The sequence below is a fragment of the Halomonas maura genome (assembly GCF_030409305.1).
Lineage (GTDB): Bacteria > Pseudomonadota > Gammaproteobacteria > Pseudomonadales > Halomonadaceae > Halomonas > Halomonas maura.
In genome coordinates this window covers 479,741-505,555 of sequence record NZ_JAUFPQ010000023.1, presented here as the reverse complement: position 1 = coordinate 505,555, position 25,815 = coordinate 479,741, and the positions used below count along the sequence as shown (strand labels likewise).

At 66.1% G+C, this 25,815-nt stretch carries 22 protein-coding genes; 12 read left to right on the top strand and 10 right to left on the bottom strand.

The features are described 5' to 3' along the window. Nucleotides 1-215: 215 nt before the first annotated feature. The 6 genes from QWY76_RS16985 to QWY76_RS16960 all read right to left on the bottom strand — a co-directional run bounded on the left by QWY76_RS16985 (nt 216) and on the right by QWY76_RS16960 (nt 9,266). Nucleotides 216-1,178, bottom strand: a complete 963-nt coding sequence (locus QWY76_RS16985) for a glycosyltransferase family protein (protein WP_290312515.1) — start codon at nt 1,176-1,178, stop codon at nt 216-218. A gap of 86 nt (nt 1,179-1,264) precedes the next feature. After that, the gene (locus QWY76_RS16980) at nt 1,265-2,317 is read right to left on the bottom strand and encodes a hypothetical protein (protein WP_290312514.1); all 1,053 of its coding nucleotides are present in this window, start codon (nt 2,315-2,317) and stop codon (nt 1,265-1,267) included. Next, nucleotides 2,314-5,691, bottom strand: a complete 3,378-nt coding sequence (locus QWY76_RS16975; RefSeq protein WP_290312513.1) for a toxin VasX — start codon at nt 5,689-5,691, stop codon at nt 2,314-2,316. The genes QWY76_RS16980 and QWY76_RS16975 overlap by 4 nt, the downstream gene beginning before the upstream one ends. Next, entirely contained in the window at nt 5,688-7,868 is a 2,181-nt protein-coding gene (locus QWY76_RS16970) for a type VI secretion system Vgr family protein (RefSeq protein WP_290312512.1), read from the bottom strand. The genes QWY76_RS16975 and QWY76_RS16970 overlap by 4 nt, the downstream gene beginning before the upstream one ends. Before the next feature lie 239 nt (nt 7,869-8,107). After that, nucleotides 8,108-8,626 carry an Hcp family type VI secretion system effector gene (locus tag QWY76_RS16965; protein WP_126483821.1) on the bottom strand — a complete coding sequence of 173 codons (519 nt, stop codon included), beginning with the start codon at nt 8,624-8,626 and terminating at the stop codon, nt 8,108-8,110. A 220-nt stretch (nt 8,627-8,846) separates the two neighbouring features. Then, entirely contained in the window at nt 8,847-9,266 is a 420-nt protein-coding gene (locus QWY76_RS16960; protein WP_290312511.1) for a VOC family protein, read from the bottom strand. Between the two features lie 214 nt (nt 9,267-9,480). On the opposite strand from QWY76_RS16960, the gene QWY76_RS16955 reads away from it, so the two are divergent. Then, on the top strand, nt 9,481-10,140 hold the full coding sequence (locus tag QWY76_RS16955; protein ID WP_290312510.1) for a peroxiredoxin: 660 nt from the start codon (nt 9,481-9,483) through the stop codon (nt 10,138-10,140). Nucleotides 10,141-10,219: 79 nt separating this feature from the next. On the opposite strand, the gene QWY76_RS16950 is transcribed toward QWY76_RS16955, so the two are convergent. Beyond that, the gene (locus QWY76_RS16950) at nt 10,220-12,775 is read right to left on the bottom strand and encodes a heavy metal translocating P-type ATPase (protein WP_290312509.1); all 2,556 of its coding nucleotides are present in this window, start codon (nt 12,773-12,775) and stop codon (nt 10,220-10,222) included. After that, nucleotides 12,772-13,230, bottom strand: a complete 459-nt coding sequence (locus tag QWY76_RS16945) for a MerR family transcriptional regulator (RefSeq protein WP_290312508.1) — start codon at nt 13,228-13,230, stop codon at nt 12,772-12,774. Before QWY76_RS16945 ends, QWY76_RS16950 begins: the two co-directional genes overlap by 4 nt. A gap of 286 nt (nt 13,231-13,516) precedes the next feature. On the opposite strand from QWY76_RS16945, the gene QWY76_RS16940 reads away from it, so the two are divergent. From QWY76_RS16940 to QWY76_RS16905, 8 genes are all read left to right on the top strand, one after another. After that, entirely contained in the window at nt 13,517-14,854 is a 1,338-nt protein-coding gene (locus tag QWY76_RS16940) for an OmpP1/FadL family transporter (protein ID WP_290312507.1), read from the top strand. Between the two features lie 299 nt (nt 14,855-15,153). After that, nucleotides 15,154-16,252, top strand: a protein-coding gene (gene prfB, locus QWY76_RS16935; protein ID WP_435388995.1) for a peptide chain release factor 2 whose coding sequence is annotated in 2 segments (ribosomal slippage) — nt 15,154-15,228 and nt 15,230-16,252 — 1,098 coding nt in all. Because the reading frame shifts where the segments join, the coding sequence is not laid out codon by codon here. A gap of 163 nt (nt 16,253-16,415) precedes the next feature. After that, the gene (gene lysS / locus QWY76_RS16930) at nt 16,416-17,951 is read left to right on the top strand and encodes a lysine--tRNA ligase (protein ID WP_290312506.1); all 1,536 of its coding nucleotides are present in this window, start codon (nt 16,416-16,418) and stop codon (nt 17,949-17,951) included. 154 nt (nt 17,952-18,105) lie between these two features. After that, complete coding sequence (locus QWY76_RS16925) at nt 18,106-18,492, top strand: hypothetical protein (RefSeq protein WP_290312505.1); 387 nt, start codon at nt 18,106-18,108, stop codon at nt 18,490-18,492. Between the two features lie 275 nt (nt 18,493-18,767). Further along, nucleotides 18,768-20,180 carry an MFS transporter gene (locus QWY76_RS16920; RefSeq protein WP_290312503.1) on the top strand — a complete coding sequence of 471 codons (1,413 nt, stop codon included), beginning with the start codon at nt 18,768-18,770 and terminating at the stop codon, nt 20,178-20,180. Between the two features lie 28 nt (nt 20,181-20,208). Further along, nucleotides 20,209-20,520: a BolA family protein gene (locus QWY76_RS16915; protein ID WP_290312502.1), complete on the top strand. Its 312-nt coding sequence runs from the start codon at nt 20,209-20,211 to the stop codon at nt 20,518-20,520. Continuing rightward, entirely contained in the window at nt 20,517-21,362 is an 846-nt protein-coding gene (locus QWY76_RS16910) for a hypothetical protein (RefSeq protein ID WP_290312500.1), read from the top strand. Before QWY76_RS16915 ends, QWY76_RS16910 begins: the two co-directional genes overlap by 4 nt. After that, nucleotides 21,355-21,816 carry a GNAT family N-acetyltransferase gene (locus QWY76_RS16905; RefSeq protein WP_290312499.1) on the top strand — a complete coding sequence of 154 codons (462 nt, stop codon included), beginning with the start codon at nt 21,355-21,357 and terminating at the stop codon, nt 21,814-21,816. The genes QWY76_RS16910 and QWY76_RS16905 overlap by 8 nt, the downstream gene beginning before the upstream one ends. A gap of 7 nt (nt 21,817-21,823) precedes the next feature. Here QWY76_RS16905 and QWY76_RS16900 read toward each other — a convergent pair whose 3' ends face one another. Both QWY76_RS16900 and rsmD read right to left on the bottom strand, forming a co-directional pair. Next, nucleotides 21,824-22,021, bottom strand: coding sequence for a cell division protein ZapB (locus QWY76_RS16900; protein ID WP_126483849.1), 198 nt, complete (start codon nt 22,019-22,021; stop codon nt 21,824-21,826). Between the two features lie 85 nt (nt 22,022-22,106). Beyond that, nucleotides 22,107-22,745, bottom strand: a complete 639-nt coding sequence (rsmD, locus tag QWY76_RS16895) for a 16S rRNA (guanine(966)-N(2))-methyltransferase RsmD (RefSeq protein WP_290312497.1) — start codon at nt 22,743-22,745, stop codon at nt 22,107-22,109. Between the two features lie 91 nt (nt 22,746-22,836). On the opposite strand from rsmD, the gene ftsY reads away from it, so the two are divergent. The 3 genes from ftsY to ftsX are packed head-to-tail and all read left to right on the top strand — an operon-like array spanning nt 22,837 to nt 25,762. After that, a complete protein-coding gene (ftsY, locus tag QWY76_RS16890) occupies nt 22,837-24,129 on the top strand; it encodes a signal recognition particle-docking protein FtsY (RefSeq protein WP_290312496.1) in 1,293 nt (430 codons plus the stop codon). After that, nucleotides 24,126-24,794 (top strand): cell division ATP-binding protein FtsE, encoded by a 669-nt coding sequence (ftsE, locus tag QWY76_RS16885; RefSeq protein ID WP_290312495.1) that lies wholly within the window; start codon nt 24,126-24,128, stop codon nt 24,792-24,794. The genes ftsY and ftsE overlap by 4 nt, the downstream gene beginning before the upstream one ends. Beyond that, complete coding sequence (gene ftsX / locus QWY76_RS16880) at nt 24,791-25,762, top strand: permease-like cell division protein FtsX (protein WP_290312494.1); 972 nt, start codon at nt 24,791-24,793, stop codon at nt 25,760-25,762. The genes ftsE and ftsX overlap by 4 nt, the downstream gene beginning before the upstream one ends. Nucleotides 25,763-25,815: the final 53 nt, after the last annotated feature.

Below are 25,815 nucleotides of genomic sequence, written 5' to 3'. Positions count from 1 at the left end.
TCAATCAACAGGATACGCCACCCTTCCTACCTTCTCCCGTACACCAGAAATCACCATAGCTCCATCACTGATCTGCTGGTAGGGATCTATGCCAGCGTAATCACCAAACGGCAGCAGGTCTTCTCCCGTACGCTCGCGAGCTTTGGGAGACTCGGGCAGCGGCGGAATAGATTCGGCACGATAGGCGCCAGACGCCGATGTAGAAGCTGAAACCGTTATACCGCCCCCTCAGCAAGCTGCTCACGATACCGCGACATCTCGATTTTCCCGAGCATAGGCGTCAGTCGGCACTGCTGCTTTTGCCAGGGATAATCCATCTGGGCCTTAAGCAGGGCGGCACCCTCTCCTTCTTTCCAGGTCTCGATATCGAGATCACGCCAATACCGCGGGTCACGCCCCGTCTGGCGGTCATGCTCTGCGGTCACAGGATCGCGGTCCCGGAAGGGCTCCAGACGAGGCACATCAGGCAGGGGCTGGGAGACATCCATATAGCGTTGCAGCATATCCCACTGGGCGTGCACCTCCTGCTTGTGCGTCACCGTCTGGCTGAACGAAGTATGGTGGAACTCCTTCCCCGTGTAGCGATGCACCAGCATCAGCTTGTAAAACACCCCGCCACGCTGGATAACGCGCTCGACATAGCCATCGAATTCGACAAAAGGGGCGACAAGGGGAGTTTTCTTCTTTCCTTGGGCCATGCTTACACGGCCGGTGCAGCGGTTGAATTCGCTACACCTATCCTCGGTGTAGCGATCAAAACGATTTTCAAACCATCCGTGTAAAGGCTTGAAAAACCTAGCAATGAGACCCATTAAGGGCTGTGTCGTATAAACTGCTAAAATGCTAGATGCAATAACCCCAGATATAATTATTAATACGTATCCAAAAACAACAGCACCTGATGTTTCCTGGAATGATTTAAAAAATTCGCCAGAAAGATATACAACCATCCCCAGCAATAAAAACCACCACACGACAGGCACTGCCATTAGCAGAATGGACAATCCAGCTTGACTTTTTAGGAAACGAATCCACTGGTGATCCCACCACCAATCTTTGGATTGATAAAACTCCGAATCTTCTTTTTCCTGATACTGAACCAACTCGGCATCTTCACAGAGCTGCTGCTGGGGATCGATACCGGCATAGTCACCAAACGGCAGCAGGTCTTCTCCCATCCGCTCACGAGCTTTGGGAGACTCGGGCAGCGGCGGAATGGCCTCGGCACGATAGGCGCCAGACGCCGATGTAGAAGCTGAAACCGTTATACCGCCCCCTCAGCAAGCTGCTCGCGATACCGCGACATCTCGATTTTCCCGAGCATAGGCGTCAGCCGGCACTGCTGCTTTTGCCAAGGGTAGTTCATCTGAGCCTTGAGCAGGTCGGCGCCCTCTCCTTCTTTCCAAGCCTCAATATCCAGATCGCGCCAGTAACGAGGGTCGCGCCCCGCCTGGCAGTCATGCTCTGCGGTCACAGGATCACGGTCCCTGAAGGGCTCCAGACGCGGCACATCGGGCAGGGGCTGAGAGACATCCATATAGCGCTGCAACATGTCCCACTGGGCGTGCACCTCCTGCTTGTGCGTCACTGTCTGGCTGAACGAAGTATGGTGGAACTCTTTCCCTGTGTAGCGATGTACCAGCATCAGCTTGTAGAACACCCCGCCACGCTGGATAACGCGCTCGACATAGCCATCGAACTCTATAAAGGGGGCCACAAGGGGAGCTTTCTTTTTTCCTTGAGCCATGCTGACAAACCCAGTTTGGCGGTTAAATTCACTGCAGCGATCTTCGGTGTAGCGATCAAAACGATTTTCAAACCATCCGTGTAAAGGCTTGAAAAACCTAGCAATGAGAACCATAAGAGGCTGTGTTGTATAAACCACCGCAATACTGGACACAACAAATCCTAAAACAAGAATCAAGATATATCCTAAAAAAACAGCGCCTGACTTTTCGGAAAAAAAATTAACAAAGGTGCCAGACAGGTATAGAGTCCCCCCCAACAATAATAGCCACCACACGACAGGCACTGCCATTAGTAGGATGGACAATCCAGCTTGACTTTTAAGGAAACGAATCCGCTGGTGATCCCACCACCAATCTTTGGATTGATAGAACGCCGAATCCTCTTGTTCCTGATACTGCACCAATTCAGCATCTTCACAGAGCTGTTGGTGGGGGTCTATACCGGCATAGTCACCGAACGGCAGCAGATCTTCTCCCCTTCGCTTTCTGGCCTTGGGTGGTTCAGGCAACGGCGGTATAGCATCGGCACGATAGGGCGCCGTCTCATAGGACGATGCTTGCAGACTCATAACCTTACCTCCACCTCAGTGATCGACCAGTAGGGAGTTGTCTCTTGCCCCATAAACATTGATGCCATCATGTCTATTATCGGGTTTTGGTAGCCGGTTTCGACCTCAGGCGGCTGGCGATGGTCACTGGCCTGATAAGCCTCATAGCTCTCCAAAGTAGGGGTCGGCAATACCATCGAGCCAAGTTCAGTATCAATACGAGCCTGCACGGCCACTCTAAGGGCACCATTACGCATTTTGCTGCCAAAGATACCGGAACTGTGTGAAGGCATCACCTCTCGATGCGCCAGGAAGCGGACAGCACTTTGTTCGGGCAGCACCTGCCGCTTCTCGACACGGCGCAACTCCCTCACCTTATCGACGAAAAGCGAACTGGTGCTGCTATAACCGGCACTGGTAGTACTCAGGTTGTACTCCAACTCTTGAACCTGCAGACGAAGCGACTCACCGATACGAAAACGACTTATCAGCGGTGTGGTCACCGTCACCACATAATCCTGAGGCGAGATATCATCGATCTGTCCGGCACCATCATGGCGCAGGGCGTCAACCTCGTCTCGAGGCATTTCGGCAACACTCTGTGCCTGTACCTGAACTGGACAGAACCGAGTCAGTAACTGCGGATAGTAGGTCTGATCGTCAATGCCCACGACGTCTTGATCAGGGTAGGTGCCGAGCGGCCCCTGCTTGAGCAGTCGCTCCAATGGATCGTCTTTGGCAAAGCCGGCATAACTACCGCCGCCAAGTGCCATCCCCAACCCAAGCAACACCCAACCCCAGCCTGGCACCATTAACAAGCCAGCCATCAACGGAGCGGCCAGGAAGAGAGCGCCACCTGCCATGGCGATGCCATGCCCCAAGGCAGCGTCGAAATCGCCTTGAGAAAGACTGTTGCGAAGCTCCCAGCCGCTGACGCCCACAGCTATCAAGCCAGCACCGAAGTTGAAAAGACCAATAGTTCGGACGACTGTGCCGGCACCGACCCGAGTCAGTCTGGCTCCTATCAGCGGCCAGCGTTTCATATCGAACAATTGCCGTTGGATAAACATACCTGTTGATGTTGTTGAATTGGGATACAACAGACTATGTAGCTTCATCCAAGCGGCGGTCAGGTCTGCCAAGCTTCCCAGAACTTTGGCACCGTGGTCAGGATAAGAAAAATTATCTTGCTTGTATGCTCGACTAGCATTAGATATTTCAGCAAAAAGGTTATAAATGGCCATCCCTATAAGCATCCCAGACATAGCTGGCCCATCAACCACGGCGTTAGCGCCTTCAGCCAAGTGCAGGCGTAAAGCACTGAATTTGAGTGCCTCGGGATGATCTACCGGCAGCACAAATACCAGGGTATGACCCGCCGCTTTGCGAATAGCTTCCTCAAGCTCATCGGCCATGCGTGACGGGCTGGTGGAAGCCAAAAGCTTGCCTCCTGCTCCACGCTGATCGGCATACAGATAGTGCTGGTTGCGGGTCATTGCACTGCTCTGACGATCGGAGGGAGTAAGGCCCCAGCGCAGATTCTTGCCATGCACCCCCACGATGACATAACGCGTATGATCCACGGCACCGCGAGGCATAACCTGAAGCTCTCCGTTCAGATTACGATTGATCAGGTTGGCATGTAACCCGACGGCCGTGAAAACACGCTGAAACTTGATGACTTCCACATCTTCCGCAAGCTGACTGGCGGCCTTCAGCACTGCCTGGCTCCACTTGTCCAGCACGTTGTTGAGCAGCCCACTCACTCTGCCTGCATAGACCACGGAAACATGGGCCAAGGGGGAAGCCGATGCGTATTCATCCTCGGATGACTGCGCGATGATGCCAAGTGACTGCAGACCAAGCCCCTCGATCTGTTTGTCATTTATCTCGCTATCATCATTGGCCAACATCTCAAGAAAATCTTGACGGAATCTACCGCTGCCATCGTTGTTGTTATCCGCGTCAGAACTTCCCTGGGATGCCTCCGCCTCACTCCACAGGGCAAGCATCTCTTCATCGGTCAGCAGCCTATTGAGAAGGCCCGGCATTCTTCCCGCGACCTCTCGATCTCCCTGGTCACGCAGGATACCGGGAAGTTGCTGCAGAACGCCGAGCAGGTCCCCGCAGAGGGCATAGCTTTCACAAACCCCAAGCCCCTCGTGACTGGTGAAGTCGCGCAATATAGGTGTTAGCTGACTTCCTTGAACCAGCATTTCGATAGCATCGATTCGTTGCTTGATGTTGGCTAGCGCCTGGTCGCGCTCTGCCTGATCAAGCACCTTATCCAGTTCGGCTTGATCGATGGCCTCTCGATATTTCTCAAGCCCACTCGCTTGACCATTCGAACGCTCCTCGAAGAGTGCCTGCCGAACCAGCTTGGCCGAGTGACCTAGGGATTTGTCCTGCAGGGTGCTGTCCAGACCGTCCAGATAGTGCATGGCCAAGTGGAGTTGGACCAAGGCATGGCGTAGCCGGAACAAAGGATCGGGCAAGGCCAACGCCACTATGCCGGGCGTGGAGCGCAGGCCCTCTAGCAGATCCTCGCTGGCTGCAGCATCGAGTGTGAGTGTCTCGGCACGCTGGGTTTCACCGGCTTGCGCCCACAAAGCCTTCAGACGCTGGCAGAGATCATCGTCGTTCGGTTCGTTATAGTCCGGCGTGAAATCCGCAGGGTTGGTGAGCATTAATTCGATGCCCAGGTCGCGCTGTCGCACCTCTGGGGCCGACTCGACACGTTGCGCGGAAGAACCGTTGGCAAAGGTAAGAGATGTCACCAGGGCCGCAGGATAAGCCTGGCCCACAGATACGGTGCGTTTCGTCAAATCGCTTTCATGCTGCTCGAGCCATTCGATCCGCGGCCAACTCCAGGCGATCTCGCTATAGGCAACACGTACCTCCTGAAGCGTCGACTGACCCTGCAGCAGCACCGGCAGCAGTACGTCGGAGAGCCATTGCCCCTCACTGTTGCGGTCGTTGGGAACTGCTCCGTTCTCGGCTTCACGACGATACCTTGAGACATCGACATCGCTCAGTTGCCCCATGACATCGACTTCGAGTTCTCTCCATAACTTGCCACGCAGGAACACGTAGAGATATCCAGGCCGCAGCATGGCCACTGACTTGCCGGTGTAGGTCGTGACACCCTGATGGGTGGAGGGCACTTCCCCGCTCAGCTCGGCCAGAGGACGCACACGTATCAGTGTATTGTCCTGGTAGCTGTCTTTTTCTTGAGTGGTTCTGGCCCCTTCCAGCAAGGGAATAAGAATCTCACCTCCCTGGCGCTTGGGGATCGTCAGCACCAAGGAGCCGTTCTCATCATCCTTGTACTCGGTGCGGCGTCGGGTGCCGAGGTCGATCTCTTCGTCCTGGAGCGATTTAAGTTCTTCGCTCATGTCGGCTCTCCTTCGCTATGCGAGTGGCCCTTGTGCAGACGTACTTGCCCGGCAGGTTCTCCACCACCGATAACATCGACAATCAGCTCCTTCGGGCCCAGCTCCTCGAAGGGTATCAAGTCGCTTTCCTCGGTGGGCGACTGGCTAGACGCCTTTATTCGATTGTGTCCAACCTCAGTGGCTTCCCCCGGCAACAGCGGCGCCTGGGCGCCCTGACCGGTGCCGCTACCGGGGCTGCCGCCGGCGTTCACCTTGACGCTGGGGCCGCTGATGGTGATGCCGCTGCCGTCAACCTTGAGGAAGCTGCCGCCGGCCTTGAGGGTCAGCTCGCTGCCGGCTTCCATGACCACCTTCTGGCCGGCCTTGATGTGCAGCTCGCGGCCGCTCTCGGTGAGCCAGGCCTGGCCGGCGCTCAAGTGCAGGCTGCCGTCGATGGTCAGGTGCTGGGCGCCGTCGCTCTTCTCGCGGCGCTCGCCGTGCACGCTGTGATGATCGTCGCGGTCGATCTCCGTGATGCGGTCGCGCTTGACCTTGAGATCGCTGTCGCGGCGGATCTCCTCGGTGCGGTCGTTCTCGGTCAGCAGTTCCAGATCTTTCTGGGCGTGCCACCAGATCTGCTCCTGGTCGTGCTGATCCTCGAAGCGCAGTTCGTTGAAGCCCTCGCCCTGGTGGGTCTGGGTGCGCAGCACGGTGCGCGTCTTGTGCTCCGGCAGCGAATACGGCGGGGTATTGACCGCGTGGTAGGTGCGGCCGGTGATCAGCGGCTGGTCGGGGTCACCTTCCAGGAAGGAGACGATCACCTCGTGGCCGATGCGCGGAATCGCCAGCATGCCGTAGCCGCCGCCGGCCCAGCCCTGGCTGACCCGCAGCCAGGCGCTACTGGTTTCGTCACCTGGTGCGTAGCGGTCCCAGGGGAACTGGCAGCGCACCCGGCCGTGTTCGTCGCAGTGGATCTCTTCGCCCTCGGGGCCGACCACGAAGGCCACCTGGGGGCCATCGACACGCGGCCTGGGCTGGGGCTCGGGGCGCCAGGCGGCGTCGTCCGGGGTCAGCGTCAGGGTGTTGTGATAGCGGGTCATGGCTTCCGACCCTGACTTTCCGTCCTGGCCCCGCAGGCCATCACGATCACTGGCCGTAATACCCACGGCATCGTCTTCCAGCGCCTGGGGCTGCTCGCCCTGGTGGACCACCTTGATGACCTGCCAGCCGCGGTTGAAGTCGGCGACGTCGTGGTCGGCCAGGGTAAAGCGCGCGCGCGGGGAAAGCTCCGGCAGGTCGCTCTCGCCCTCGAGGGTCAGGGCGTCGTGGCGCAGGTGCTCGAGGCGGTGGCGGGTAAAGGCCTGGCCCGAGGCGTCGGCCTTGTAGCGGCCCGGGTAATCGTAGTGCTCGTAGTCCGCTCGTTGCGAGTGGGCTTCCAGCCCCGGTGCCTCCCGCTCGTGCAACTGACCGTAGGCAGGCTGTTTAAAGCTGTAGTCCTTGAGCTGGGCGCGGGCCGGGCGCACCCGGGCGGTCTGGGTCAGCCGGCGCAGGTGGCGCTGGGGCGCGCTGCCGCCGGCGCGATGGTGATAGGTGCGCTCGCCGAGCCCGGTGAGCACCTGGGGGTCGTCGGCAAACACCAACCGCTGGGCGCCGAGGTCGGCATCCTCGAATTCATGGAAGTAGAACAGCCCTTCCTCGGCGGCCAGCCGTTCGATGAAGTCGAGGTCGGTCTCGCGGTACTGCACGCAGTACTCGCGTTCCTCGGGCTCGCGGGTCACCGCGAAGGCCACATCACGAAGGCCGCGCTCCTCGCACAGGGTGTTGAGGATCGTCAGCGGCGAGACGCGCTGGAAGATCCGCGAGTTCTGGCGCAGCGAGAGGCGCCACAGCGAGGGGCGGATGACCGCCTCGTAGTGGCTGCGGCGATGGCCGCGGTCGCCGCGGCCGAACTCGGCGACGATGCCGTGGACCCGCCGCTGGGCCACGCCACCCTGCCAGACGGTGAGACTCGCCGGGCGGTCGAGCAGCGTCTCCGGCGAGAGATCGGCGGCGCGACTGGCGAAGCGCACGCGCAGGTGGAAGGGTGCCGAGAGCGCCTCTTCATGGGTGAAGTCGATCACCGCCAGCTCGGCCTGGCCTGGGCCACGAGGGAGACCGGCAAGGCTCAGGGTGAACTGGAGTCCCTTGGGCTGAAGCATGGCATCCCTCCTGGAGGCCGTATCCGTTCCGTGGTCCGCCAGCGCCAGACGGCCAACGGCATCGGTAGGTTACGCGCTCGCGTCGCCAAGACAAGGCGTCGTCGGCATGCGTAAGCGATCGCTTACAAGGAAGATGGGCAAACGCTGACGCATGCCGCCGCCAGGGCCGGAGCCCTGGCGGCGGGATCGGTGCCCGCCGGCGCGAGCATTGGCGTGGGCACCGTCGGTGACGCGAGGCCTCAGGCCTCGATGGGGGCGCGCCAGTCGTCGGAGCCGGAGGTGCCGGCGACGGTGTGCTCCCAGTCGATCTTGCGGTAGGCCAGGGAGACATCCATCAGCTGGGTGAACTCGGACTTGTTGATGTCCTGGGCGTGGGGCATGCGCAGGTTGATGTCGACGATGGTGGCGTCGGTCAGGGTGGTGGTGAAGAAGTGCTCCTGCTTGCCCTCCACGGAGGTGCGGTACCACTTCAGCTCGACGTTGGGCAGCATCTCGCCGGAGGCCAGGGCGTTGTACATCAGCGGCACGGCCTTGTTGAGGGCCACGGTGAAGATGAACGGCTTGTGGGCACGCTGGCCGGAGGGCTGGCCGGACTGCGGGTCGGTGGGGACGGTGACGATGTGCTTGAATTCCTGTACCAGCATCTGGTCCTCGTGGCCCTCGACATAGATGTTGCCGACGGACTCGGGGGTGAAGGCACCGGCGGTGATGTTGCCCTGGGTCTGGCCTTCGATGCTGATATAGCACGGGGTAGGCATGAGTCTGCTCCTTGACGATGAATGACGATGTCCGATGGACACCCCTGAGGGAGCAGGCGGCATGCCAGTCACTGGTTAACGTTTTTATTTCAGTTGCTTATGGGTTCTTTGCGGCAGGCGGCGAGGTTTGGTTAGGCAACGTCTTGCCCCAGGCGGGCAAGAACTTGCCCCGCTGGCAAGCTCTTGCCCGCCCGGGCAGGGGCCGGGTGCGAGGCATGTCTCAGTAGTTGGGCCAGACGCCGGGCGTGGCCAGTTCCAGGAGGTGGCCATCGGGGTCCCGGAAGTAGAGGCTTTCCCCGCCCCGTGGCCAATGGGTGCGGCCCTCGATCTCGACGCCGTGGTCGGCCAGCTGGGCCTCCCAGGCCGGCAGCTGTTGGGCGGTGATGGCGAAGGCCATGTGCACGCGGCCCTGGCCGTCGTGGGGGGGAATGGTGCCCATCTCGTCCGGCAGGACCACGGTCTCCAGGGTCTCGCCATGCAGGAATACCAGCAGGACCGAGCCGCCACCGGCGTCGTAGGCGGTGAAGCGGTGGTCCGCGGTGAAGGGGGTGAGTCCCATCACGCCCTCGAAGAAGACGCGAGCCCGGGGCATGTCCTTCACGTAGAGCGCGGTTTCCAGTACGCCGTTCAGGCTTGGCATGCATTGCCTCCCTAGCTGCTGCAGATGCCGTTCTGCCGTTCACCGGCAGAGGTTTGCCTATATTCAATCTAGCAGCCGTTGCGCCTTGCGGATGAGTGAAAGTGGCATACGCTGAACATGGCGCCGGCCCCGGGGAATGCCACGGGGCAGGCCGTCTGCTGGTGGCGATGCCGCCTCCACCACGAACCGCTCCTATCTCCCGAGGGACAAGACCATGAGCCTACGAATCGGCAGTACCGCACCGGACTTTACCGCGGAAACCACTCAGGGGACCCTGCACTTCCACGAGTGGATCGGCGATGGCTGGTGCATCCTGTTCTCGCATCCCAAGGACTTCACGCCGGTATGCACGACGGAGCTCGGCTACATGGCGAAGCTGAAGCCCGAATTCGACAAGCGGGATACCAATATCATCGGCCTGTCGGTGGACCCGGTCGACAACCACCAGGCCTGGTCCAAGGATATCGAGGAAACTCAGGGCGCAGCGCCCAACTATCCGATGATCGGCGACGACAGGCTCGAGGTCGCCAAGCTCTACGACATGTTGCCGGAGGACCTCGAAGGGAACGCAGAAGGGCGTACCCCGGCGGACAATGCCACGGTGCGTTCGGTGTTCATCATCGGGCCGGACAAGAAGGTCAAGGCGATGCTGACCTATCCCATGACCTCGGGGCGCAACTTCGACGAGGTGCTGAGGCTGCTGGATTCCATCCAGCTGACGGCCGCCCATACCCTGGCGACACCCGTGAACTGGCGCCCGGGCGAGGATCTCATCATTCCGCCCTCGGTCAGCGACGAGGAGGCGCGGCAGAAGTATCCGCAGGGCTTCACGACCCTGAAGCCCTACCTGAGAACGGTCAAGTCACCGGTCTGAGGGCCCGCCTAGCCGGCCACCCAGAACCACCAGACGATCAGGGCGATCAGCGCGAGGCCGGCGAGATTGACGATCCAGCTCATGCGGGCGACTCCTGTGGGGTAGTGGCCGGGGCAGGGGAATCGCTCGCGCGGCTTGGAGCGAACAGGCGCAGGCGATTGGCATTGCTGACCACGGTGATCGATGACAGCGACATGGCGGCGCCGGCGATCATCGGCGAGAGCAGGGTGCCGGTCAGGGGATAGAGCGCCCCGGCGGCGATGGGGATGCCCAGGGCGTTGTAGCCGAAGGCGCCCACCAGGTTCTGCTTGATGTTGGTGAGCGTCGCGCGGCTGATCTCGATGGCGGCGGCGACCCCATGCAGCGAGCCGCGCATCAGGGTGATGCCGGCACTCTCGATGGCCACGTCCGTGCCCTGGCCGATGGCGAAGCCGACGTCGGCCCGGGCCAGGGCCGGCGCATCGTTGATGCCGTCGCCGACCATGCCCACCACCTCGCCGACGGCCTGGCGCCGCTCGATCTCGGCGTGCTTGTCCTCGGGCAACAGGTCGGCGTGGAAGTCGTCGATGCCCACCTCGGCGGCGATGGCGGCGGCGGTATGGGCGTTGTCGCCGGTGAGCATCACCACCCGCAGGCCATCGGCCTGCAGCCGCCGGATCGCCGCGACGGTGTCATGACGCAGCGGGTCACTGATGCCGAACAGGGCGGTCAGGGTCCCGTCGACGGCCAGGTAGACCACGGTGCGGGCCTGGTCTTCCAGTTCGCCGGCGATCTCGCGGCCCGCCGTAAGGGCAATGCCGGCGTCCTCCAGCAGTCGGGCATTGCCCAGCAGCAGCGGCCGGCCGTCGGCGGTCGTCGCCGTGACGCCGCCGCCGGTGACGGTATCGAAGCCCGTGATCTCGGCGGGGGCGATGCCCTGTGCCTCGGCATGCGCCATCAGCGCCGCGGCCAGCGGGTGCTCGGAGCCCCGTTCCAGGGCCGCCACCAGGGCGAGGGCCTGCCGTTCGTCCCCGTCGAGGACCTCGGCCTCGGTGACCCGCGGCCTGCCCTCGGTGAGGGTGCCGGTCTTGTCCACCACCAGGGTGGTGAGCCGGCTGGCGGTCTGCAGGGCCTCGCCGCTGCGCACCAGCACGCCGTGCTCGGCGGCCTTGCCGACCCCGATCATGGTGGAGATCGGCGTGGCCAGGCCCAGGGCGCAGGGGCAGGCGATGATCAGCACCGTGGTGGCGGTGACCAGCATATGGATCACCCGGGGCTCGGCGCCGACGTTGAACCACACCAGCGCGGTGATCACCGCGATGATCATCACCGAGGGCACGAAGAGGCTCGACACCCTGTCGGCCAGTTGGCCGATGGGCGGCCGGGAATTCTGGGCGCTGGCCACCTGTTCGGTGATCCGGCCGAGTCGCGTGTTCGCCCCGACCCGGGTGGCGCGGTAGACGAGGCCGCCCTTGCCGTTGACGGTGCCGGCGCTGACCTCGTCGCCCTGGCCCTTGGCCACCGGCAGGGGTTCCCCGGTGAGCATCGACTCGTCGATATGGCTGTGGCCCTCGGTCACCTCACCGTCCACCGGCAGGCGTTCGCCGGGGCGTACGCGGAGTCGGTCGCCCTCGCGCACCGCGTCGATGTCGACCTCGCGTTCCTCGCCGTCGCGGATCACCCGGGCGGTCCGGCTCTGCAGGTCGAGCAGCCGCTTGAGGGCCTCGCTGGTGCGGCCGCGTGCGCGCAATTCCAGGGCATTGCCCAGCAGCACCAGGCCGATGACCATCGCCGAGGCCTCGAAGTAGATGCCCCGCGCCGCCTCGGGCAGCGCCGGCCCGACGGCCACCACCGCCATGGAGTAGAGCCAGGCGGTGCCGGTGCCCATGGCGATCAGGGTGTCCATGTTGGCCTGGTGGTGGCGGAGGTTCTTCCAGGCATTGACGAAGAAGTGGCGGCCCGGCCCGGCCATGACACCAAGCGTCAGCACACCCACCGCCAGCCAGTAGAGGCGGCCGGCGCCCAGCGGCTGGGGATGATGGACGAACATGCTGGCCATCAGCGGCACGGCCAGCGCCAGCGACAGGAGGCTGCCCCGGATGCGCCGGCGATACGTCGCCTGGTCCTTCTCCGCCCGGGCCCGTTCCGCCTCGCGCATGTCGACGATGGGCTCGGCGCCGTAGCCCACGCCCACCACCGCCCGAACCAGCGCGTCCGGGTCGGCATCGCCGCGCACCTGGGCGGTATGGGTGCCGAAATTGACGGATGCCGAGACCACGCCGGGCGTTCGCGCCAGGGCCTGCTGCACGGTCCTGACGCAGCCGGCGCAGCTCATGCCGCTGATCGACAGCCGCCGGGTGGTGGCGCGGCCGGTGTCATCGGGAGGTGCCGCCGTCTCGATGGTCCCCCCCGGTGGCCCGTCGTCGTGCTCGGCAGCCGGCGAGGCGCCGTCGTCAGGCGGGTAGCCGGCAGCCTCCAGCGTCTCGTCCAGGGCGGTAACCGAGAGGGCGGTGACGACCTCCAGGCGTTTCTCCGAGGGGATGCCGGTGACCTCGGCCGTCGCGTCGCGGGCCTGGATGGCCTGGCGCATCCTGCTTACGCAACCCTGGCAGCTCATGCCGGGGATGCGACGAGAATGCTCGACAGGGACGTTCATGACACCTCCTTGTCCGGTTCCCCGCCGCGAGCGTCCCGGAAGTGGGTGAGGGGTTCCGGAAAGCTCTCGATCAAGCGGCACAGGCTGTGGCCATCCGGGGTGCCGTCGGGCATGTCGGCCCAGGCGTCGAGGGCCTGTTCCATGCGGGTGGCCAAGGCCTCGAGCTCCCGGATGCGGGCGCGAATCTCCGGCAGCCGGCTGGCCAGCAGGTCTCGCACCAGGGGGCAGGGCGAGTCGCCCTGGTCGGCGTGCTCGAGGATCTCGCGGATCTCGGCCACCCCGAATCCCAGGGTGCGGGCCCGCTGGATAAAGCGCAGCCGTTCCAGGTTGGTCTCGTCATAGAGCTGGTAGCCGTTGTCGGGGTGGCGCTCGGGGCGCAACAGCCCTTCCCGGGTGTAGTGGCGTACCGTCTCGGCGGTCACGCCGGCCTGGCGGGCGAGTTCGCTGACTTTCATCGCATGGCCTCGTGGGGCTTGGCAGTGAGGGCCAGTGTAAAACCCTTGGGTTACACAAAGGTCAAGCGACAAGCTAGGCGTGCCGGGTGCAGGCATGGATCAAGAGCTAACTGCTTGAAAAGGCGAGGTGCCGAACTGTCGTGCCACTAAAGTATTAGCAATTTTAGGATTAAAACGAACGTTTGGACTTGATCCCGTCGGCGAGATGCGCAAACACTGACTCCACCTGACCGTCCAGCGGCAAGAACGACAACAATCCTCCACCAGGAAAGGGATGCCTCGCCATATGTCCATCAAGTACAACAAGCTGACCGTTGCCATCGCCCTCGCCTCCGGGGCCCTGATCACCAGCCAGGCGACCGCCTCCGGCTTCCAGGTTCGGGAACAGAGCGCCAAGACCCTCGCCAATGCCCTGGCCAACGCCACCGCCGGGGCCGAGGACGCGAGCTTCATGGCCTACAACCCGGCCGCCATCGGCAACATCGATGGCAACCAGGTGGCCGGCGGCCTCGCCTTCATCGATGCCACCTTCGAGCTGCACGATGCCCGGGCCAGCAGTGCCAACGGCTTCATCGATTACGATCGTGGTGGTTCGCGGGCAGGCGGGGAGACCGCCTGGGTGCCGAGCTTCGCCGCCAAGACCCAGCTCAACGAGCGCTTCGACCTGGGCCTGGCGATCTACTCGCCGTACGGCCTCTCCACCCACTACGACGACGACTGGATCGGGCGCTATCACGCCATCGAGACCGAGCTGAGGACGATCGATATCCAGCCGACGCTGAACTACCGGGCCACCGAGCGCCTCAACCTGGCGGTCGGCCTGCGGGCGCAATATGCCGATGCCACCCTGTCGAACGCCATCGACTTCGGCTCGGCTGCCGCCATGATGGGCAATCCCCTGGCCACCCCCGGGCAGAACGATGTCATCGGGGAGTTGACCGGGGACGACTGGGGATATGGCTATACCCTGGGCGCCCTGTTCCAGGCCACGGAGCGGACCCGCTTCGGTGTCAGCTATCGCTCCGAGATCGACCTCACGCTCGAGGGCGACCTGGACGTCGACGGCACCGATCCCCTCTCCGAAGGCGCCATCGATGCCGGCCTGGTCTCAGGCACCAGCGGTTCCGCCGACCTGACCACCCCGGCCAACCTGAACCTGGGGGTCCACCACCAGCTGACCGATCGGCTGGCGCTGATGGCCAACGCCGAGTGGACCGAGTGGAGCAGCTTCGACGAGCTGGTCGTCGAACTCGACGATGGCAGCGAGAGCCGCACCACCGAGAACTGGGACGATACCTGGGCCTTCTCGGTGGGCGCCAACTACTCCCTGAACCGGCAGTGGATGCTGCGGGCCGGCCTGGGGGTCGACCGGACGCCGGTCCCCAGCGCCGAGTTCCGCACCCCCCGGGTGCCGGATGCCGATCGCCGCTGGGCGACCCTGGGCGCGACCTGGATGCCCACGCCCCAACTGGGCGTCACGGCCGGCTATATGCACGTCTTCGGCGATGACGCCGAGATCGACCAGCAGGGCAGCAAGGAAGAGAACGCCACTCGGGGCAACCTGTCCGGTGACTACGAGGTCGAGGCGGACGTCTTCGCCCTCTCGGTGGACTATCGCTTCTGACCCGAGCACCAGGCCTCCCATGACAAGCCCGGCGTTGGCCGGGCTTGTTGCGTCGTGGGGCCGGCGGGCTGTGCCCTGCGAGCCTTCCGGGGGACGACTCCCCGACATCGCCCCGTCGCGTCGCGGCCATCGATGGGGCGACTCGCCTCAGCCGGAGGCGTCGGATGCCCGCCGTCTGCCCCGGCGATTCGGGAGGATGGCCGCTGACGCCGCATTTCGCTACAATGCCCGTCTTTTCTCCGCCGTCGGCGCCCGGGCGCCGGCGCGCGCCTCATCTCTTTCAGATTCAGGCGAATGCCATGCTGGAAACCAATCCGATCAACCACCTCATCAAGGACCTGTCTGAGCGGACAGATGTCCTGAGGGGGTATCTTTGACTATGCCGAGAAGAAGGATCGGCTAGAGGAAGTCACTCGCGAGCTCGAGGATCCCAACGTCTGGAACGACCCGGACCATGCCCAGAAGCTGGGCAAGGAGCGGGCGGCCCTGGAAATGGTGGTGGCGACCATCGACGAACTGGACCAGGGGCTGACGGACAGCGCCGACCTGCTCGAGCTGGCCGAGATGGAGGAGGACGAGGGCACCGTCGAGGAGGTCCAGCGCGAGCTGGAGGGCCTCCAGGCCAGCCTCGAGAAGCTCGAGTTCCGGCGCATGTTCTCCGGCGAGATGGACGAGAACAACGCCTATCTCGACATCCAGGCGGGCTCCGGCGGCACCGAGGCCCAGGATTGGGCCAACATGCTGCTGCGCATGTACCTGCGCTGGGCCGAGCATCATGGCTTCAAGGCCGAGATCACCGAGCTGTCCGCCGGCGAGGTGGCGGGCATCAAGTCGGCCTCCGTGCACGTCCAGGGTGAGTACGCCTTCGGCTGGCTGCGCACCGAGACCGGCGTGCATCGCCTGGTGCGCAAGAGCCCGTTCGACTCCGGCGGCCGTCGCCACACCTCCTTCGCCTCGGTGTTCCTGTCGCCGGAGGTGGACGACAGCTTCGAGATCGAGATCAATCCGGCGGACCTGCGCACCGATACCTATCGCTCCAGCGGCGCCGGCGGTCAGCACGTCAACACCACCGACTCGGCGGTGCGCATCACCCACGAGCCGACCGGCATCGTGGTGGCCTGCCAGAGCCAGCGCAGCCAGCACGCCAACCGCGACTTCGCCATGAAACAGCTCAAGGCGAAGCTGTGGGAACACGAGATGGAGAAGCGCAACGCCGCCAAGCAGGCCGCCGAGGACTCCAAGGCCGATATCGGCTGGGGCAGCCAGATCCGCTCCTACGTGCTGGATGACCAGCGCATCAAGGATCTGCGCACCGGCGTGCAGTCCAGCAACTGCGACAAGGTGCTCGACGGCGATCTGGACGCGTTCATCGAGGCCAGCCTCAAGCAAGGCCTATAGCCTGCTGCGCTCGCCGATACGGCGTTGCCCCTCCGCTCGAGCCGCTCGTTGACGAATCGTCGACTCCGCGCGCTTGCTGAGGGGCGCCTTGCCTCGGCGTCGCTCGCGCGGCTCTAGGTGAGATGTCTCTGTATTCGACCCCATGATTTCAACAGGTAGCGACATGGCTAACCAGGACACTTCCCAGGACGAGAACCGCCTGATCGCCGAGCGCCGCGCCAAGCTGGCCGAGCGCCGCGAGCGGGCCGCCGAGCAGGGCGGCAGCGCCTTCCCCAACGACTTCCGGCGCGACAGCCATGCCGCCGAGCTGATCGATGAGCTGGGCGACCAGGACAAGGCCGAGCTCGAGGCGCTGGCGCGGCCGGCGGCCGTGGCCGGGCGGATCCTGCGCAAGCGCGGCCCCTTCATCGTCATCCAGGACGCCAGCGGCCAGATCCAGCTGTATGTCGACAAGAAGGGCCTGCCGGCGGAGGTGCTCGAGGGCATCAAGGGCTGGGACATCGGCGACATCGTCGCCGCCCGCGGTCCGGTGCACAAGTCGGGCAAGGGCGATCTCTACGTGATGATGGAGGAGGCGCGGCTGCTGACCAAGAGCCTGCGGCCGCTACCCGACAAGTTCCATGGCCTGACCGACATGGAGGCGCGCTATCGCCAGCGCTACGTGGACCTGATCATGAACCCCGATTCGCGGCGGGTCTTCGAGACCCGCGCCGGGGTGATCAGCGCCATGCGTCGCTTCTTCGAGGAGCAGGGCTTCATGGAGGTCGAGACGCCGATGCTCCAGCCGATCCCCGGCGGCGCCACGGCCCGGCCCTTCATCACCCATCACAATGCGCTGGACATCGACATGTACCTGCGCATCGCGCCGGAGCTCTACCTCAAGCGCCTGGTGGTGGGTGGCTTCGAGCGGGTCTTCGAGATCAACCGCAATTTCCGCAACGAGGGGCTGTCCACGCGGCACAACCCCGAGTTCACCATGATCGAGTTCTATCAGGCCTACGCCGACTACCAGGACCTGATGGACCTCACCGAGGCCATGCTGCGCGAGGTGACCCGCCAGGTGCTGGGCACCACCACCGTGGTCAACACGGTGCGCGACGCCCGGGGCGAGGTGCTCGAGACCTACGAGTACGACTTCGGCCGGCCGCTGCGCCGTCTGAGCGTCTTCGACGCCATCCTCGAGTACAACCCGGACATCCACGCCGAGGCCCTGGCCGACGAGGCCGCCGCCCGGCAGGTCGCCGAGCGCCTGGACATCGACGTGAAGGACGGCTGGGGGCTGGGCAAGGTGCAGATCGAGATCTTCGAGAAGACCGTCGAGCATCGCCTCCAGCAGCCGACCTTCATCACCGACTATCCCACCGAGGTCAGCCCGCTGGCCCGGCGCAAGGACAGCGATCCCTTCGTCACCGAGCGCTTCGAGTTCTTCGTCGGCGGCCGCGAGATCGCCAACGGCTTCTCGGAGCTCAATGATGCCGAGGACCAGGCCGAGCGCTTCGCCGCCCAGGTGGCCGAGAAGGAGGCCGGCGACGACGAGGCCATGTACTACGACGCCGACTATATCCGCGCCCTGGAGTATGGCCTGCCGCCCACCGCCGGCGAGGGCATCGGCATCGACCGGCTGGTGATGCTGCTGACCGACAGCGCCTCCATCCGGGACGTGCTGCTGTTTCCCGCCATGCGCCCGTCGGGAGATTGAAGGCGCGGCGCGCCTGGGCTGGCCCTGGCTCGCTGCCTTCCGCGCGTCCCGGTGAGGTCATCGGCGGCCGAATGCGGTGGACGGGTCGGTTAGTGTTGGTAAGGGGCGCCCCGAGCGCCCATAATGGCAGCGTTTCGACGTCGAGGAGACCGTGATGAAACTGCTCAACCGCTCCGCCCTGAGCGTCAGGCCGACCCAGCACTTCGTCGACTGGATCAATGCCCTGGAACCCACCGTGGGGGACGAGGACCTGTCCCTCGCCGATGTCGAGCGGGAAAGCACCATCTACCTGATCCCGGAGATGGATACCCCCGAGGCCCTGGAGGGCTTCGTCCGCGAGCGCTACCTCGAGATCCTCGAGACCGAGCTGCGGGCCTGGGAGGAGGACGAGCGCCAGTGGCCCGAGGCCCTCGACTGGGCGCTGTTCCAGCGTTTCCTGCGTTTCGAGCACAGCTACCTGGCCATCGACCTCGACGACGAGGCGGCCCTCGAGGTCGCCGAAGTGGACGACAACCTGCTGCTGGAAACCGACCAGGACTAGCAAGACAGCGGCTCACTACTGCGCTCGACGACCCACATGGATGCGGGAAGTGCGATGGTTCGTCGGGAACGAACCTGGCCAATCTGACCGCCGGCGTTACCGAAACGTCGGACCGTCGCAATCCTCATTGAGCAGTCAGTCGACTCCGGTTGCTCCGCTCCGGCGGCGGCCAACTTATCTTCGCTCGTAACGTGACTCGATGCCTCGCGGCCTCGGTGCTCCATGAGTGTTTCAGAACCGGCTACGGCCGGTTTCCTTGTGACCGACGATTCGCCATGCGCCGACTCTTCACGACACGTCCCGGCGACGATGGCCTGCCGGGTCCCGAGCGCCGTCAGGCCGTGCTGGCACTGATCCTCGGCACCACCATGGCGGTGGTGGATACCACCATGGTCAACCTCGCCCTGCCGTCCATCGCGGCCGACCTGGGCGTGGCCCCCGCCCGGGCCGTGTGGGTGACCAACCTCTTCCAGGTGGTGTGTGCCGCCTTCCTGCTGGTGTTCGCCGCCCTGAGCGAGCTGGTCAGTCGCCGGCGGCTCTACGTGGCGGGGCTGGCGCTGTTCGTGGTCGCTGCCCTGGGCAGTGCCCTGTCCCGCGAGTTCGAGACCCTGCTGGCCTTCCGCGCCTTGCAGGGCATGGCGGCCGCCGCGACCCTGTCCATCGGACCCTCGCTGTACCGGGCGATCTTCCCCTCGCGCCTGCTGGGCAGCGCCCTGGGACTGAGTGCCCTGGTGGTGGCCACGGGCTATGCTGCGGGGCCCGCCATCGGGGGGCTGGTGCTCTCGGTGGCCGACTGGCCCTGGCTGTTTGCCCTGCCCGTGCCGCTCGGCCTCGGTGCCCTGGTGCTGGCCTGGCGGGCGCTGCCCCGGGAGGTCGGCCGCCCCGGCGGCTTCGACATCGCTGGCGCCCTGCTGTCGATGGCCATGCTGGCCAGCGTCTTCGTCGCCATGGACCGTGCCGGCCACCAGGCGCCGCTCGGCCAGACCCTGGCCTGGCTGGCGGCCGGCCTGGTGGCCGGGGCGCTGTTCGTCGGCCGCCAGCGCCGGGCGCCACATCCGCTGCTGCCGCTGTCGCTGTTCGCCGAGCGGCGCTTCAGCCTGGCGGTCTCGGCCTCGGGGCTGGCCTTCGTCGGCCAGGGCCTGGCCTTCGTGGCGCTGTCCTTTCTCTACCAGCAGGAGATGGGCTTCTCGCCCCTGGAGACCGCCTGGCTGTTCACGCCCTGGCCGTTGACGATCATGGTGGTGGGCCCCCTGGCCGGGCGCCTGGCCGACCGGGTCAACCCCAGCCTGCTGTCCTGCGCGGGGCTCGCGGTGCTGATGAGCGGCCTGGCGACGCTGGCCTGGCTCGACACCGAGGCCGGGGTGGCCGACTGCCTGTGGCGCACGGCGCTTTGCGGGCTGGGCTTCGGCCTCTTCCAGCCGCCCAACAACCGCGAGCTGATGGCCAGCGCGCCCGCCGAGCGGAGCGCCAACGCCTCGGGCGTCATGAGCACCACCCGCACCGTGGGACAGTCGCTGGGCGTCGCCCTGGTCGGCGCCGGCCTGGCCGCCGGCGCGCCGGTGCAGGCCACCCTGTGGGGCGGCGTCGTCGCCGCCGCGCTGGCGCTGCTGGCCAGCCTGGGGCGTGTCTCGCTGGCCGGGGAGGCACTGCGTGCCCGTCGTCGTGCCGCGGCCGAACGCGTACAATGACGACATCATTCACCATCGGGAAGCCGACATGAGCACCCAGTCGACCATCGAACACAAGCTCCAGGCCCTCGAGCCCACCTTCCTGGCGGTGGAGAACGAGAGCCACATGCACAACGTGCCGCCGAATTCCGAGACCCACTTCAAGGTGACCCTGGTCTCGCCCCGTTTCGAGGGCATGATGCCGGTCAAGCGCCACCAGCAGATCTATGCCCTGCTGGCCGATGAGCTGGCCGGTCCCGTGCATGCCCTGGCGCTGCATCCCTACACCCCCGCGGAGTGGCAAGCCCGCGGCGAGGACCGCCCCGACTCGCCGAACTGCCGGGGCGGCGGGCGCTCGTGACCACCGAGCCCCAGCGGCTGCAATACCTGGAGGCCATGGGCCTGACGGCCTGGACGGCCCGCTACCGGCTGCCCAATGCACGGCCTACCGAGGCCTGCGACTGGGAGCTGCCGGCGCCAGACGAGGCCGCTTCCCAGGCGCCCGGGCAGCGCCTGCATGCCCTGCTCGAGTCGTCCGGCGCGGAGAAGACACCGGCCCCGCCGGCCTCGCCGGCGAGCGCGCCGGAGGCCCGCCAGCGCCCGTCCAGCGGACCCGGCAAGGCCCGGGCCCTGCTCGGGGACATGGTGCCCGGCGCGGAAGACGCCGCCACGACCGGGCCCTCCGTCCCTGCCGAGCCCGAGGCGGCCACGCCTCGGGAGGAGGCCCCGCAGGAGCCGCTGCGCTTCTCCCTGCAGGTCGCCTGCCTGGATGGCCGCTGGCTGGTGATCCTGCCGCGAGGGGCCGCCCCCGGGGCCATGGAGCGGCGCCTGCTGGCGAACCTGCTGCGCGCCGCCGGGGTGGTGCCGGAGCGGCCGCCGTCCTTCGAGGCCTTCCACTGGCCTCAGATCGAGGGGCTGCCGGTCCAGGCGCCTCTCGAGGAGGCGGGGGAGGGGGTGCAGGCCTTCCTGGCCGGTCGCCGCCGCCGGGGCTGGGCACCGGAGCGGCTGCTGGTGTTCGGCGAGGAAGCCGCCCTGGCCTCGCTGCTGGCGCTGCAGGACGGCCGTTGCCCCCTGCTGGACCTGCCGGCCTGGCAGGGGCCGGCCTTGACCGAGCTGGCCGGCAGCGCCGCGGCCAAGCGGGCCCTCTGGCCGACCCTGGCCGGTTGGCGCCGGGCCTGGCTCGGCGAGGTCGATGATGCCTGAGCGGCGACTGCGCCGACTGACGGGGGCCGACCTGGCGGCCCTGGTCGCCCTGGAGCGAGCCGGCCAGGCCCGGCCCTGGCCGACCGCCCGACTCGAGGCGGCGCTGGCCTCGGCGGAGCATGCGGTGCTCGGGCTCGAGGCGGGGGGGCTGATCGGTCATGCGGTGGTCGCGCGACAGCCCTTCGATGCCGAGCTCGAGGCCATCCTGGTGGCGCCGGCCCATCGGGGGGGCGGCCTGGCGGCCCAGTTGCTGTGCGGGGTGATCGCTCAGGCGCGCGGCTGGGGAAGCGAGCGGCTGCTGCTGGAGGTGAGGGCGAGCAATGCCCCGGCGATCGCGCTGTACCGTCGCGCCGGACTGGTCGAGGACGGGCGCCGGCACGGCTATTATCCACCGCTGGCCGGCACCCGGCGGGAGGACGCCCTGCTGATGTCACGCCCGCTGGGTGGGGCGTGACACGGGGTCAACCCGGCTCGCGCTCGGTCTCGACCTCGTCGAACTTGCCCAGCAGGGCGGACAGGCGGCGTTCCCAGTCCTCGCGTTCCTGCTTGAGGCGAGCGTTTTCCTCGCGCAGCTCCTCGGCTTCCATCTTCATCAATTCCAGCGCCTCGACGGCGCTGGAGACCTTCTGTTCGAGCTGGTTGAAGAGTTCGATGCTCATCCGTATCTCCTGACGATATCCTGCTGGGCCGAGCCTGGCCCGTGAAAGGCGTCCTGCAGCGGCAGCGTAACGCCGCGGGCGGGGCTCAGCAAGCGTCGCCTTCGGGCGACTCGCCGGCCTCGCCGGTGCGTCGGTACAGCCGTCCCGTGCTGTCTCCGGCGCGCACCTCGCGGTGCAGCGTCCAGGTCGCCGGCACTTCGGGGCTGAGCGTCGTTTCGGTCTCCAGGTAGATCCAGGCGTCCTCGGCCAGCCAGCCGGCCTCCAGGGCGGCACAGCAGTCGCCCGCGAGCCCCTGGCGGAAGGGCGGGTCGACGAAGACCAGCGAGAACGGGCGCGGCGACGAGGCGAGGAACGGCCGGACATCGGCGGTGATCACCTCGGCCTGTCGCAGGCCGAGGGTGGCCAGGTTGTCGGTCAGTGCGCCGGCCACCCGCGGATCGCGCTCCACCAGCACGGCCTCGGCGGCCCCCCGGGACAGCGCCTCGAGCCCCAGGGCGCCGGTCCCGGCGAACAGATCCAGCACACGCGCCCCGGGGGTGACGGCGCTGAGCCAGTTGAACAGGGTCTCGCGTACCCGGTCGGGGGTGGGGCGCAGGCCAGGGCTGTCGAGCACCGGCAGCAGGCGGCGGCGGAAGTCGCCGCCGATGATGCGCAGCTTGCCACCGCCCCGGCCGGAGCGGCGGGACGGGCGTGAGGAGCGGGGGGAAGGGCGGCGTCGAGTCATGGGCGCCGATTGTAGCGGGCGGCTTGTCCACAGTCATGGTGCGCGATGGTAGGATGTGGCGATTCGTTCACCCGCGAGGCTGAATCCCCCCATGTTCGGTTTTCTCAAGCGCAAGAAGAAGCAGGAAGAGCAGCAGGATCCCCAGACGTCCCCGGAACCCCAGGCCGAGCACGAGGCGCCGGACGACGGTGTCCCGGCTGGCGGGGCGTCGGACGAGGCGGTCTCGGACACGGCGGTGGAATCGCCGGTGGCGCCTGAGCGGGAGGCGGCGCTCACCGAGGCGCCCGAGGCCGAACCGACCCCCGAGCCCGCGCCGACCCCCGAGCCCGCGCCGACCCCCGAGGTCGAGCCGACCCCCGAGCCCGCGCCGACGCCTCGGCCCGAACCCGCCGCCGAGCCGGCACCGCCGGCCAGGGCCGCGCCCCGGGAGAAGCCCCGGGCCGAGAAGAAGGGCTGGTTCGCCCGCATGCGCGAGGGGCTGGGCAAGACCCGCTCCAGCCTCACCGAGGGGCTCGCCGGCCTCTTCCTCGGGCGCAAGCAGATCGACGACGACCTGATGGAGGAACTCGAGACCCAGCTGCTGATGGCGGACGTGGGCATCGAGGCCACCACCGGGATCATCGACCGGCTCACCGAGCGGGTTTCCCGCAAGGAACTCAAGGACCCGCAGGCGCTCTATACGGCCCTGCAGGACGAACTCGCCGGCCTGCTCGAGGGCGTCACCGAGCCCCTGGCGCTGCCGCCCAAGGGCGAGGGGCCCTTCGTGATCCTGGTGGTGGGCGTCAATGGCGTGGGCAAGACCACCACCATCGGCAAGCTCACCCAGCGCTTCCAGCGCGAGGGGCGCAGCGTGATGCTGGCCGCCGGCGATACCTTTCGTGCCGCCGCCGTGGAGCAGCTCAAGGTATGGGGCGAGCGCAATGACGTGCCGGTGATCGCCCAGCACACCGGCGCCGACAGTGCCTCGGTGGTCTATGACGCCCTGGCCGCGGCCCGGGCCCGGGGCGTCGACGTGCTGATCGCCGACACCGCCGGTCGCCTGCACAACAAGGCGCACCTGATGGAGGAGCTCAAGAAGGTGCGCCGGGTGATGGGCAAGCTCGACGACCAGGCGCCCCACGAGGTGATGCTGGTGCTCGATGCCGGCACCGGCCAGAACGCCCTGTCCCAGGCCGCCACCTTCAACGAGGCGGTGCCGGTCACCGGCATCACCCTGACCAAGCTCGATGGCACCGCCAAGGGCGGCATCATCTTCGCCCTGGCCCAGCAACTGGGCACGCCGATCCGCTTCATCGGGGTGGGCGAGTCGCTGGATGACCTGCGGCCCTTCGCCGCCCGGGAGTTCGTCGACGCCCTCTTCGACCGGGACGATGCCTCGGCATGATCGCCTTCGAGCACGTCGGCAAGCGCTATGGCGGTCGCTTCGAGGCGCTCGCCCATCTCGACTTCCGGGTGCGCCGTGGCGAGATGGTCTTCCTCACCGGCCACTCGGGGGCCGGCAAGAGTTCGCTGCTGCGCCTGATCATGCGCCTGGAGCGGCCCAGTCGCGGGCGCATCCTGGTGGCCGGGCACGACATCGATCGCCTCCACCACAGCCAGGTGCCCTTCTACCGGCGCCAGATCGGCGTGGTCTTCCAGGATCACCAGTTGCTCTTCGATCGCTCCATCTACCACAACGTGGCCCTGCCGCTGGAGATCCAGGGCGTGGAGCCTCGTGAGGCGGCCCGCCGGGTACGTGCGGCGCTGGACAAGGTCGGGCTGCTGTATCGCGAGAAGGCCTTGCCCATCGAGCTCTCCGGCGGCGAGCAGCAGCGGGTGGGCATCGCCCGGGCGGTGGTCAACAAGCCGGCGCTGCTGCTGGCCGACGAGCCCACCGGCAACCTGGATCCCCAGCTCTCGGCGGACATCATGAGGCTGTTCGAGGACTTCCACCGCATCGGCACCACGGTGATGATCGCCAGCCACGACCTGGCGCTGATCGCCCGCCTGCGCCACCGCACCCTGCGCCTGCACGAGGGCCGCCTGGTGGCCGACGAGGAGGCCGCATGAGCCGTGAATCCGCTCCCGCCCGCGGGGCTCGCACGCATCGCGCCACCAGCGGCAGCCGTTGGCGCGCCTGGCTGCGCCATCATCGTGCCATGGGCCTGGACAGCGCCCATCGGCTGCTGCGCCATCCCCTGGGCAGCCTGCTGACCATGCTGGCCATCGCCATCGCCCTGGTGCTCCCGGCGGGGCTCTGGCTGGCCCTGGACGGCGCCCGGCTGCTGGATGCCGAACTCGACGAGAGCGCGACCCTGACGGTGTACCTGGCGCCGCGGGTCGAGGCCGCCGAGGCCGGTCGCATCGAGCAGGCCCTGGCGGCCCGGCCGGGGGTGGCCGACACTCGCCTGATCACCGCCGCCGAGGGCATGGCCGAGTTCCAGCAGGCGCTGGGCCTGGAGGATGCCCTGACGCGGCTGCCCGGCAATCCGCTGCCGGCCAGCATCGTGGTGTACCCCGTCGAGCCCGCCCCGGCGGCGGTGCGCGACCTGGCGGAAGGCTTCAGGGAGATCGCCGGAGTCGAGGAGGTGCGGCTCGACCTGGCCTGGCTCGAGCGGCTGCGCCACCTGGCGGAGCTGGGGCGCCGCGTCACCCTGGGGCTCGCCGTGCTGTTCGGGCTGGGGGTGCTGCTGGTGGTGGGCAATACCATCCGCCTGGCGGTGGAGAACCGTCGCCAGGAGATCGAGGTGGTGACCCTGATCGGCGCCACCCATCCCTTCGTGCGCCGTCCCTTCCTGTACAGCGGGGCCTGGTTCGGCCTGGGCGGCGGCCTGCTGGCCTGGGCCCTGCTGACCCTGGGCAGCGACTGGCTGGCGGCGCCGGTCTCCGCCCTGGCGGCCAGCTACGGCGCGAGTTTCTCGCTGCCGCGGCTGGGCCTGGCGGGCTCGGCAACGCTGCTGGCCTGTAGTACACTACTTGGCTGGCTGGGTGCCTGGATCGCCGTCAGTCGCCATCTGGCGCAGATCCGCCCCCGCTAGTGACAGCCCCCGGGAACGGGGCTATCGTCGGAACCAAATCGAGATCTCGCCGT

Coding starts and splice junctions, on each gene's coding strand:
- QWY76_RS16960 (WP_290312511.1), bottom strand. CDS start 9,266: ATGCCAAGCCTGAACGGCGTACTGGAAACCGCGCTCTACGTGAAGGAC.
- QWY76_RS16905 (WP_290312499.1), top strand. CDS start 21,355: ATGCCTGAGCGGCGACTGCGCCGACTGACGGGGGCCGACCTGGCGGCC.
- QWY76_RS16985 (WP_290312515.1), bottom strand. CDS start 1,178: ATGGGAGAAGACCTGCTGCCGTTTGGTGACTATGCCGGTATCGATCCC.
- QWY76_RS16965 (WP_126483821.1), bottom strand. CDS start 8,626: ATGCCTACCCCGTGCTATATCAGCATCGAAGGCCAGACCCAGGGCAAC.
- QWY76_RS16900 (WP_126483849.1), bottom strand. CDS start 22,021: ATGAGCATCGAACTCTTCAACCAGCTCGAACAGAAGGTCTCCAGCGCC.
- QWY76_RS16925 (WP_290312505.1), top strand. CDS start 18,106: ATGAAACTGCTCAACCGCTCCGCCCTGAGCGTCAGGCCGACCCAGCAC.
- QWY76_RS16980 (WP_290312514.1), bottom strand. CDS start 2,317: ATGAGTCTGCAAGCATCGTCCTATGAGACGGCGCCCTATCGTGCCGAT.
- QWY76_RS16955 (WP_290312510.1), top strand. CDS start 9,481: ATGAGCCTACGAATCGGCAGTACCGCACCGGACTTTACCGCGGAAACC.
- lysS (WP_290312506.1), top strand. CDS start 16,416: ATGGCTAACCAGGACACTTCCCAGGACGAGAACCGCCTGATCGCCGAG.
- ftsX (WP_290312494.1), top strand. CDS start 24,791: ATGAGCCGTGAATCCGCTCCCGCCCGCGGGGCTCGCACGCATCGCGCC.
- QWY76_RS16940 (WP_290312507.1), top strand. CDS start 13,517: ATGTCCATCAAGTACAACAAGCTGACCGTTGCCATCGCCCTCGCCTCC.
- ftsY (WP_290312496.1), top strand. CDS start 22,837: ATGTTCGGTTTTCTCAAGCGCAAGAAGAAGCAGGAAGAGCAGCAGGAT.
- QWY76_RS16970 (WP_290312512.1), bottom strand. CDS start 7,868: ATGCTTCAGCCCAAGGGACTCCAGTTCACCCTGAGCCTTGCCGGTCTC.
- QWY76_RS16975 (WP_290312513.1), bottom strand. CDS start 5,691: ATGAGCGAAGAACTTAAATCGCTCCAGGACGAAGAGATCGACCTCGGC.
- QWY76_RS16945 (WP_290312508.1), bottom strand. CDS start 13,230: ATGAAAGTCAGCGAACTCGCCCGCCAGGCCGGCGTGACCGCCGAGACG.
- QWY76_RS16950 (WP_290312509.1), bottom strand. CDS start 12,775: ATGAACGTCCCTGTCGAGCATTCTCGTCGCATCCCCGGCATGAGCTGC.
- ftsE (WP_290312495.1), top strand. CDS start 24,126: ATGATCGCCTTCGAGCACGTCGGCAAGCGCTATGGCGGTCGCTTCGAG.
- QWY76_RS16920 (WP_290312503.1), top strand. CDS start 18,768: ATGCGCCGACTCTTCACGACACGTCCCGGCGACGATGGCCTGCCGGGT.
- QWY76_RS16915 (WP_290312502.1), top strand. CDS start 20,209: ATGAGCACCCAGTCGACCATCGAACACAAGCTCCAGGCCCTCGAGCCC.
- rsmD (WP_290312497.1), bottom strand. CDS start 22,745: ATGACTCGACGCCGCCCTTCCCCCCGCTCCTCACGCCCGTCCCGCCGC.